Annotated in this window: 3 protein-coding genes and 2 pseudogenes; 1 reads left to right on the top strand and 4 read right to left on the bottom strand. The window is 53.6% G+C overall.

All coding sequences use genetic code 11. The features are described from left to right. Positions 1-714: pseudogene (locus KUF73_RS13685) on the bottom strand (hypothetical protein); the annotation flags it as partial. A 185-nt stretch (positions 715-899) separates the two neighbouring features. Here KUF73_RS13685 and KUF73_RS13680 point away from each other — a divergent pair. Continuing rightward, positions 900-1076: pseudogene (locus tag KUF73_RS13680) on the top strand (cupin domain-containing protein); the annotation flags it as partial. 237 nt (positions 1077-1313) lie between these two features. On the opposite strand, the gene KUF73_RS13675 reads toward KUF73_RS13680, so the two are convergent. From KUF73_RS13675 to KUF73_RS13665, 3 genes are all read right to left on the bottom strand, one after another. Then, a complete protein-coding gene (locus KUF73_RS13675) occupies positions 1314-4091 on the bottom strand; it encodes an RHS repeat domain-containing protein (protein ID WP_218438543.1) in 2778 nt (925 codons plus the stop codon). A 367-nt stretch (positions 4092-4458) separates the two neighbouring features. After that, the gene (locus KUF73_RS13670; RefSeq protein ID WP_218438542.1) at positions 4459-7188 is read right to left on the bottom strand and encodes an RHS repeat-associated core domain-containing protein; all 2730 of its coding nucleotides are present in this window, start codon (positions 7186-7188) and stop codon (positions 4459-4461) included. A gap of 360 nt (positions 7189-7548) precedes the next feature. After that, positions 7549-10413 (bottom strand): RHS repeat-associated core domain-containing protein, encoded by a 2865-nt coding sequence (locus KUF73_RS13665; RefSeq protein WP_218438541.1) that lies wholly within the window; start codon positions 10411-10413, stop codon positions 7549-7551.

Below are 10413 nucleotides of genomic sequence, written 5' to 3'. Positions count from 1 at the left end.
CGTSWCSWGGGYTSKSRGMKKWKTRTMRKWSRCMRGYTGCAAACGAACTTCGCGCAATTGGCCGTCGATGGTCTGGCTGAAAAACTGTCGGTGGCCTTTGGCGTCGGTCTGGTCGATCACCTCGCCCAGTGCATTGAAATGCGAACGGCTGGTGGCACCCTCGCCCGGCTCCAGCAATCGCTGGCGATCTGCAATCGACTCGGGCCAATCGGGCGTCGCCAGGTCGTTCAGAAAATGCCGAGTCTGCTGCAGCGCTCCACCGAGCAATCCAAATTCCGCGATCAACTGAACACCCGCCGGATCATCGTGACGAATCAATTGCCCGCATTGGTTGTGCTTGGTGAAAGGGTGATCGCTGGTGCCGTAACTCAAGCGCTCCGTGCAAATCGCTTCGTCCTCCACTGCCTGCTCAAACACCGATAACGGGCGTATCTGTGTGTCGTACAACATCCAGCGCTGCGAGCCCCGGTCATCCCAGTGGTGGACCGGTTGCCCTGCCTCACCCAACAACGCAACACGCCATCCGACATCGACGCTGTTCGTACTCAACACCGCGTGGGACAGGGTATGAATCGTTTGCAGATTGGCCGGTGCCGATGCGTCCAGAAACAACCGCGGGTCACACTGCGCAATCGCGCGCCCTGCCGAATCATGCACCGTGCGGTTGACCCGAACCTCGGCGGGTTCGTCAGGTTCGGCTCGGTAATAGTCCACCGAACGCCCAGCTAAGCCGCGCGGATCAATAACTATCAGCTTTGGGGTACGGCTATGTATGTTTCTTGGCTGAGGTTGCATCGCACTGGCTCTGATAGCTTAACGGGAGCTAATACCGAAAGCTCACGTGTGACTACTGTCAGAAATTACAGTCCTGACTATTGGTAGCGTGGGCCAGTGGGTGCCACCACCTTGCCGAATACTAGATCGTAGTCAGTGGCATTACTGAAGTAACCTGTAATTAGAACGTGTTTTTGCTGACTGAGAACCAGTCGACTTATATTCCGATTGCTTCGGTGCATCGTTTGCGCAATCCGGGGAAGATTCCGCAGGAGATTATTGAGGCTCAATCGGAGAGTTATTGAGCGGTAAGACTATATCTACGGGCGCTCGACGCTTATCAAACGTGTTTAGGTGTCAAAGGCTATAGTCGTTTGTCAACCGGCTCCTTACCGGAAATCATTGGCACACCCTCTAACTTGGCAATATAGAGCCATTTAAAAACATCCACAATCGCTTTATTCCAAAAAAATGAAGTTCCAGATAGACTGCTGCACATCAACCGTTTGGTACAACTACAAGTCTTCGATCAGCCTGTACTACGACCACCACTTAAATATCGACGCGATACTCCAATTATTTTTTCTATTGTACTTTTCAACACTGACACCAACAAAACCTGCCACATTTGCCTTCTTTGCTTTCTGCGGGACAGGACTTATCCCATACTTAGCTACTGCATCAGCCACCATCTTATCAAGCTTTATTTTTTTTCCAGTATCCATAGCGCACGGAATCTCTCCCTCATCCATCCCAAGATAGTTGAATTTACCAACATAAGACAAACCTTTATCCACCTGATATTTACCCAATTTCATATATCGCCGAACACCTCTCTCCTCCTTTTCCAACAAAGTTGAAAACAATAAATTATCTTCATGATGTAGAAATTTTTGTTCACCCTCGGTAAATCTCTGATCATTAATTCTATCCGAAATAATCGCCATCTTCGTGACAACACTAGCTTTCGTCGAGGAATAATACTGATCAACTAATCTATATGCGGCATAGGCACTTGAGCCAGTTATACCTTGATCAATAACTACGGCAGCATCGACCCCAACTGCCTTTACTCCTAGCGATCTCTCCAAAAAAGCAAGTCGATTATCTCTCTCTAAATCTTGCAAATCAACGACTTCCTTTATTTCAACTCCACCTGCGAGACCAGAAAGTTGCAAGTTCGCAACTTTAAATCCACTATACTCAATATACGCACCTAGCGTCAAAGGGCTTCGCCCAACTAAAACATACAGTGTCTTATCAGGGTCTAAACCCCTTTTTTCCAGCCCTTGCCTTATAGATGAAAAAATGGAGGAAAAACCTTCGACATCTTTACTATCGAACATTACCCGCTTGGCCTCCATCCCCCTTTTATCCACATATATTGAAGGATTGTTTTTCACCATACAGTACAAGTTTAATCCATCGACATCCTCCGCCGGATCCGTATTCAGCCAGCGCTGCAACCACGGTAAGTARTACCTKAMCCCATAATAATAAAGCCCCGTYGCATCSCGCTCTTTSCCCGAATARCGCACGGTTTTGTAACTCGCTTCAACTTCCCCTCGTCCTGCGAACCACGCCGTAGTGCCAAACGGGTGATASCGYTCCTGGCTGATTACTTCACCCTTATTGTCGAGTTCAAGGGCGCAGGAGCCCAGATGGTCATTCAGGCTGTAACGATATTGGTCATTCGCACTGAGTGGCACCGATTCCCAATGCAACACCCGCACACTGCTGCGCCCGGCGCGGACGCTGATCACCTGCAGCACTTCACCCGTACCGCTGTGGCTTCGCAGTTCCAGATTCGGTAGATAACGGACTTCGGAGATCAGCATCCGCGCATTGGTTTGCGCCAAGCGGACTTTGCGCACGCGCATGCCGTCGGCGCCGTAGATGTAGCGTTCGCTGGCGCGCTCCACGGGGCGAACCTCGGATAACTGATTGCGCAGGTCCCAACGCAACGTTTGCCCCGGTTGCAGATTGAGCAGATTACCGTTGGCATCGAAGCTTTTGCGGAAGTCCTCATCACCCGGTTCCACGCCATAAAGCACTGGCAGGCAGCGGTTGCTATGTGCTGCCGCGACCAGTCGATGACCATGGCTTTGCGGACCTTCGTGGATCAGCTCCAGTAAATTCCCGCCCGCATCGTAGTAGTAGCGCTGGCGGTAATTGGCGCAGGGCGCAGGGTCATCGAACGTCGAAAACTGCGGACCTTTGTTGGCACCTCCCGCCTCCCAACCGGTGGCTTCGATCAGTTGATAAAGGCTGTCGTAGCGATAGTGGCTGATCGGTTCGATACGCTGGTTGGCGAAGTAACGAATGGGCAGGGCGGCGTCTTCGATGCTAAGCACATTGCCCACAGGGTCGTATTCGTAACGCAGATCTTGCAGGGTTTCGTTATCACGTTTGGCCTGAAGGCGGATCAGGCGACCATCCTCCAAACCGTATTCCAATAGGGTGATCACACCATTGCCCGCGACTTCCCGTTCGGTCTGGCCGTGGCCGTTGTAGTGGATGGCACTGACCAGGGTTGTCGGCGTATTGTCGTTCGCCAGTTGCAAACGAACTTCGCGCAATTGGCCGTCGATGGTCTGGCTGAAAAACTGTCGGTGGCCTTTGGCATCGGTCTGTTCGATCACCTCGCCCAGCGCATTGAAACGCGAACGGCTGGTGGCACCCTCGCCCGGCTCCAGCAATCGCTGACGGTCTGCAATCGACTCGGGCCAGTCGGGCACTGCCAGGTCGGTCAGAAAATGCCGAGACTGCTGCAGCGCTCCACCATTCAATCCAAACTCCGTGAAAAACTGAGCACCCGCTGGATCATCGTGACGAATCAATTGCCCGCATTGGTTGTGCCCGGCGAAAGATTGATCACTCTCGCCATAACCCAATCGCTCCACACAAACCGCATCGTCACCCGCCGCCTGCTCGAACATTGCCCTCAGTCGCAACTGCGCGTCGTAGTGCATCCAGCGCTGAGCCCCCCGGCCATCCCAGCTACAAATCGGTTGACCGGCCTCGCCGAATAGACCGACACGCAGCCCGGCGTCGACGCTGTTCGTAGTCAAAATATTTCCGGACAGAGAATGAATGCTGAGCAGATTGGCCGAGGCCGGCGCATCCAGAAACAACCGTGGATCCCACTGCGCAATCGCACGCCCCACGGGGTCGTGGACCGCACGGTTAACCCGCGCGTTGACCGATTCACTTTCTGCGACTCGGCAATAAGTCACCGAACGCACGGCCAAACTGCGCGGATCAATGACTGTCAGCCTTGGGGTGTGGCTATGAATGGTTCGTGGTTGAAAATACATTGCACGGAGTCTGTCGGGTTTAGGAGAGCTAATACCGAAAACTGATGCCTGGCTACTGTCAGAAATTACAGTCCCGATCCATGGAGACGTGAATAGGCTGATGCCAGAGCGCCGACCACTGAATCGTAGAGCGACACGGCTGGCGATGAAATTTCAAGTGCAATCGGGAGGGTATTTAGGTGAAGACGATATCGATCGGTATGACGATATCTATGGCCGGTCTACGCCGATTGAGCGTGGGGTTTCGGTGAAGACAATCGCGCAGTAAGCGATTGGTAGAAAAAAGCCCCCATTCAGTCCGCTGCGTTCCCTATCCGCAGTGGGTTGGGTGGGGGATTTTTTGTTGCTTCCTACTTAGCTGCAACTATCAGTTTGATATCGCAGCACTGCCTTTTGGCTTGTACTTGCTCCATCTCGCACGGTCCGTGCGCCAAGGCGCATCAACAAGCCTGCCTTCCTTATAAAACAACACCTTATCCACCAATTTCTCGCGATTTCGAAAAAGATAACGCAGCTCTGACGAGGTTGCGGAGGGTCGGGTTTTCAGCACCACCTGCTCCATATCCAAATCATCAATCGTGAAATGAATAACATCCATGTGCCCTGAGTTCAGTATCGTTGACAAACCCGCTTTACTCGCTCGACTTATAAGTTTCTGGCCAAATTTATCATCAGCATCAACATACTTTTCAAAAGTCTTACGTACCGAATAATGACCACTGGCAAGTTCAGTCGTATAGCTTTCTGCAAATTGCCTATTAGCGCTACTCGCCGTTCGCCCCCCATAACGAACCCTTATATTTTCGTAGTATTTTTCTTCCATTCTAAAAACAAGTTTGGCGATCGGCGTATATTGCCCCTCCCAAAATCGATCATTGCTATTGCTTGCGCTCCGACCTTGAGAATAGATGGCCATCATTCTGCTTGAGTCCCGAATCGAACTATAGCTATGACGTTTAGAGTTCAAATTTTCTTCTAGGCGCGCAATGTCATCGCCATTGAGATACTTCGCCAAGTAATCACCGCGACTGGTCATCGCTGCCCACAAACTCAAATATCCCCTGTCCAAAACCTTTGCCAGTCCAAAAATCAGATCACCTTGTTCAGGCTTGAAAAACCTCTTGAAATCACTTTGTCTTCCGTCAGCGTCCTTAAGACTGGTCGGATTGTTTCGAACCATGCAAAAGAGGTTCAGACCATCCACATTTCCTGCCGGATCCGGATTCAACCACCGCTGCCACCACGCCACGTAATACCTGAACCCGTAATAATAAAGCCCCGTTGCATCGCGCTCTTTGCCCGAATAGCGCACGGTTTTATAACTCGCTTCAACTTCCCCTCGTCCTGCGAACCAGGCCGTGGTGCCAAACGGGTGATACCGCTCCCGGCTGATCACCTCGCCCACATCGTCGAGTTCCAGAGCGCAGGAACCCAGATGATCATTCAGGCTGTAACGGTACTGATCATTGGCACTGTCTTTCGGTGGCGCGGACTCCCAATGCAACACCCGCACGCTGCTGCGCCCGGCGCGGACGCTGATCACCTGCAGCACTTCGCCCGTGCCGCTGTGGCTGCGGAGTTCCAGATTCGGTAGATAACGGACTTCGGAAATCAGCATCCGCGCATTGGTTTGCGCCAAGCGGACTTTGCGCAAGCGCATGCCGCTGGCGCCGTAGATGTAGCGTTCGCTGGCGCGCTCCACGGGGCGAACCTCGGATAACTGATTGCGCAGGTCCCAACGCAACGTTTGCCCAGGTTGCAGATTGAGCAGATTACCGTTGGCATCGAAGCTTTTGCGSAAGTCCTCATTACCCGGCTCCACCCCATCCAGCACTGGCAAACAACGGTTGCTGTGCTGCGCCGCGACCAGTCGATGACCATGGCTTTGCGGACCTTCGTGGATCAGCTCCAGTAAATTCCCGCCCGCATCGTAGTGGTAGCGCTGACGGTAATTGGCCCGGGGCGCAGGATCATCGAAGGAGGAAAATGTCGGACCTTTGTTGGCACCTCCCGCCTCCCAACCCGTGGCTTCGATCAGCTGATAAAGGCTGTCGTAGCGATAGTGGCTGACCGGTTCKATACGCTGGTTGGCGAAGTAMCGAATGGGCWGGGCRGCGTCTTCRATGCTRAGCACRTTGCCCACAGGGTCGTATTCGTACCGCAGATCTTGCAGGSCTTCGTTATCACGTTTGGCCTGAAGYCGGRTCAGKCGACCATCCTCCAGACCGTATTCMARTRKGGTGATCACGCCATTGCCSGCGACTTCCCGTTCGGTCTGGCCGTGGGCGTTGTAGTGGATGGCACTGACCAGGGTTGTCGGCGTATTGTCGTTCGCCAGYTGCAAACGAACTTCGCGCAATTGGCCGTCGATGGTCTGGCTGAAAAACTGTCGGTGGCCTTTGGCRTCGGTCTGKTCGATCACCTCGCCCAGTGCATTGAAATGCGAACGGCTGGTGGCACCTTCGCCCGGTTCCAGCAATCGCTGACGATCTGCAATCGACTCGGGCCAGTCGGGCGTCGCCAGGTCGTTCAGAAAATGCCGAGTCTGCTGCAGCGCTCCACCATTCAATCCAAACTCCGTGAAAAACTGAGCACCTGCCGGATCATCGTGACGAATCAATTGCCCGCATTGGTTGTGCCCGGCGAAAGATTGATCACTGGAGCCATAACCCAATCGCTCCACACAAACCGCCTCGTCACCCGCCGCCTGCTCGAACATTACCGTCAGTCGCAACTGCGCGTCGTAGTGCATCCAGCGCTGAGAACCCCGGCCATCCCAGCTACAAATCGGTTGACCGGCCTCGCCGAATAGACCGATACGCAGCCCGGCGTCGACGCTGTTCGTAGTCAAAATATTTCCGGACAGCGAATAAATGCTGAGCAGATTGGCCGAGGCCGGCGCATCCAGAAACAACCGTGGATCCCACTGCGCAATCGCACGCCCCACGGGGTCGTGGACCGCACGGTTAACCCGCGCGTTGACCGATTCACTTTCTGCGTCTCGGCAATAAGTCACCGAACGCACAGCCAAACTGCGCGGATCAATGACTGTCAGCCTTGGGGTGTGGCTATGAATGGTTCGTCGTTGAAAATACATAGCACGGAGTCTGTCGGGTTTAGGAGAGCTAATACCGAAAACTGACACATGGCTACTGTCAGAAATTACAGTCCAGACCAATGGAGACGTAGATAGGCTGATGCCACCAGAGCGCCGACCACTGAATCGTAGAGCGATGCGGCTGAAGTGACTTGCGATGAAATTTCAAGTGCAATCGGGAGGGTATTTAGGAGAAGGCAATATCAAGCGGTATGACGATAACTATGTTCGTTAGACGCAGATTGAGCGCATGGATTCGGTGAGGACTATTGGACAGTAGGCCATTCGTAGAACAAAAAAGCCCCATCCAGTCCGCTGCGCCCCTATCCGCAGTGGGTTGGGTGGAGCTCTTTATAAACGTTAACTAAATGATGCCCTTCGCAATACTGGCGGTCGGCGGAAAATGGATTCACCACTGCCGTCGACCGGCTCAAATTGCCCGGACTCAAAGGTATCGGGATCCGCATTATCCATGGCGTAGTACACCAACCCCGGTCCGGTAATCATTACCGTTTCGTCAACACGAGAGGAACGGGAAAAAACCTCCGGGGCTGCACCTTTTGCATCTTCGTAATCGGTACGTCTTTGATTGAGCAGTGTAAGCAGGGAAGAACGCTCAGTAGGTGAACTGTTGTTGATAGCGGGGACCATTGCCAACATCTCGCTTCTCATACCCTCCAAATAGGCAGCTTTGGCTTTATTCTGAGCGGCCCTTTCAGCGCTCCCTGGATAAGCTCGTTTTTCCATCCATGTGATTGAAGCTGGATTCGAGTATTCATTGGCAATCTTGGTCAAAGCTCTGGTAACGACCGGAGAACTCTTCCCGGCCGCTAAAATTGCGTTGCCAAAATTATCATTTCCATCCACATATAAACGCATTCCCGCTGGCGCGTTTAACGACGCAGGAAAACTCCGCGCTAACGATACGTCTACGTCAAAGTAAACTCCTCCTTTTGAAATCACTGCAAGTCGTGCGATATCGCTGGCCGCCGGATAATTTTTCATTGGCCCTGAGCGTTCCCGCTCAAAAGCCGCATGCACTTTTGGATTCAGTTCCTGAAAAACATCCGAAACGTTCGCAATGCGAATCCGTTTGCTGAGATTTTCAAGTGCAGCCCCGTGCCCACTGGACCAAGCCTGATTATCGACCCACAGCGTGGCGCTGTATTCCGGGACGGTATTCGCAAAATTATTGATGTTAATCGCCGCCTCTACGGGCAAAGGTGCTCCCAACCATATCCAATTGAGCTGTTGAGGTACTTCGCTATTGGTGCCAGCTCTATCAATAAAACTGACGGGATTATTCAGAGTCATCACATAGAGATTCAACCCATCCACGCTCCCTGCCGGATCCGGATTCAACCACCGCTGCCACCACCCCACGTAATACCTGAACCCATAATAATAAAGCCCCGTTGCATCGCGCTCTTTGCCCGAATAGCGCACAGTTTTATAACTTGCCTCAACTTCCCCTCTGCCGGCAAACCATGCGGTTGTGCCAAACGGGTGATAGCGCTCCTGGCTGATTACCTCGCCCACATCGTCGAGTTCCAGAGCGCAAGAACCCAGATGATCATTCAGGCTGTAACGGTACTGGTCATTCGCATTGGGCGGCGTCGACTCCCAATGCAACACCCGCACACTGCTGCGCCCGGCCTGAACGTTGATCACCTGCAACACTTCACCCGTGCCGCTGTGGCTGCGGATCTCCAGGTTCGGCAGATAGCGGACTTCGGAGATCAGCATCCGCGCATTGGTGTGCATCGAACGCACTTTGCGCACGCGCATGCCATCGGCGCCGTAGATATAGCGTTCGCTGTCGTGCTCCACGGGTCGAACTTCGGATAACTGATTGCGCAGGTCCCAGCGCAACGTTTGCCCTGGTTGCAGATTGAGCAGATTGCCGTTGCCGTCGAAGCTTTTGCGGAAGTCCTCATCACCCGGCTCCACACCATCAAGCACTGGCAGGCAGCGGTTGCTATGTGCTGCCGCGACCAGTCGATGGCCATGACTTTGCGGACCTTCGTGGATCAGCTCCAACAAATTGCCGCCCGCGTCGTAGTGATAATGCTGGCGGTAATTAGCGCAGGGCGCGGGGTCGTCGAAGGTCGAAAACTGCGGGCCTTTGTTGGCGCTTCCGGCTTCCCAACCCGTGGCTTCGATCAGTTGATAAAGGCTGTCGTAGCGATAGTGGCTGACCGGCTCGATACGCTGATTGGCAAAATAACGGACCGGCAGGGCGGCGTCTTCGATGCTGAGCACATTGCCCACGGGGTCGTATTCGTAATGCAGGTTTTGCAGGGTTTCATTGCCGCGATGGGACTGAAGCCGGGTCGAGCGACCGTTCGCCGCGTCGTATTTCAGTGCGGTGATCACACCATTGCCGGCGACTTCCCGTTCGGTTTGGCCATGAGCGTTGTAGTCGATGGCGCTGACCAGAGTTGTCGGAGCGCTGTCGTGCGCCAATTGCAGGCGAACCTCGCGTAACTGGCCGTCGATGGTCTGACTGAAAAACTGTCGGCTACCTTTGGCATCGGTCTGTTCGATCACCTCGCCCAGTGCGTTGAAGCGCGAGAGGGTAATGGCGCCCTCACCTGGCTCCAGCATTTGCTCGCGATCCGCTATCGACTCGGGCCAGTCGGGCATCGCCAGTTCCTGCAGAAAATTCCGTTTTTGCGCCAGCGCCGTACCGTTCAAACCAAACTCCGTGAACAACTGCGTGCCGGCCGAATCATCGTGACGAATCAATTGCCCGCATTGGTTGTGCTTGGCGAAAGATTGATCGCTTGCGCCATAACTCAATCGTTCCACACCAATCCCTTCGCCATTCTCGGACGCCTCGAACAGCGCGGAAATTCGCAGTTGCTCGTCGTACTTCACCCACTGCCGAGAACCTCGACTATCCCAGTTTTGTATCGGTTGACCCACTTCGCCAAACAGCCCAATTCGCCACCCGGCATCGACGCTGCTCGCACACAACACCGTACCGGACAAGCCGTAAATTGTAGAGAGATTGGCTAGAGCCGATGTATCCAAAAACAGCCGAGGGTCCCACTTCGCAATCGCCCGTCCCAATCGATCATGTACTGTGCGACTGACCCGAACCTCAGGGATCTCGTCAGGTTTGACCCTACAATAATCCAACGAACGCACACCAAAACCCCGCGGATCAGTGACGACCAGCGTTGGAGTGTGGAGGCTACTTGCCGATACTCGAAGCTGCAT

This window comes from Pseudomonas sp. PD9R (assembly GCF_019200975.1).
Taxonomy (GTDB): Bacteria; Pseudomonadota; Gammaproteobacteria; order Pseudomonadales; family Pseudomonadaceae; genus Aquipseudomonas.
The sequence above is the reverse complement of the archived record's forward strand: the minus strand, read 5'-3'. Positions and strand labels throughout refer to the sequence as shown.

Bases quoted from the DNA above. Each gene is read 5' to 3' on its own strand.
- KUF73_RS13665 (WP_218438541.1), bottom strand. From the start codon at position 10,413: ATGCAGCTTCGAGTATCGGCAAGTAGCCTCCACACTCCAACGCTGGTC.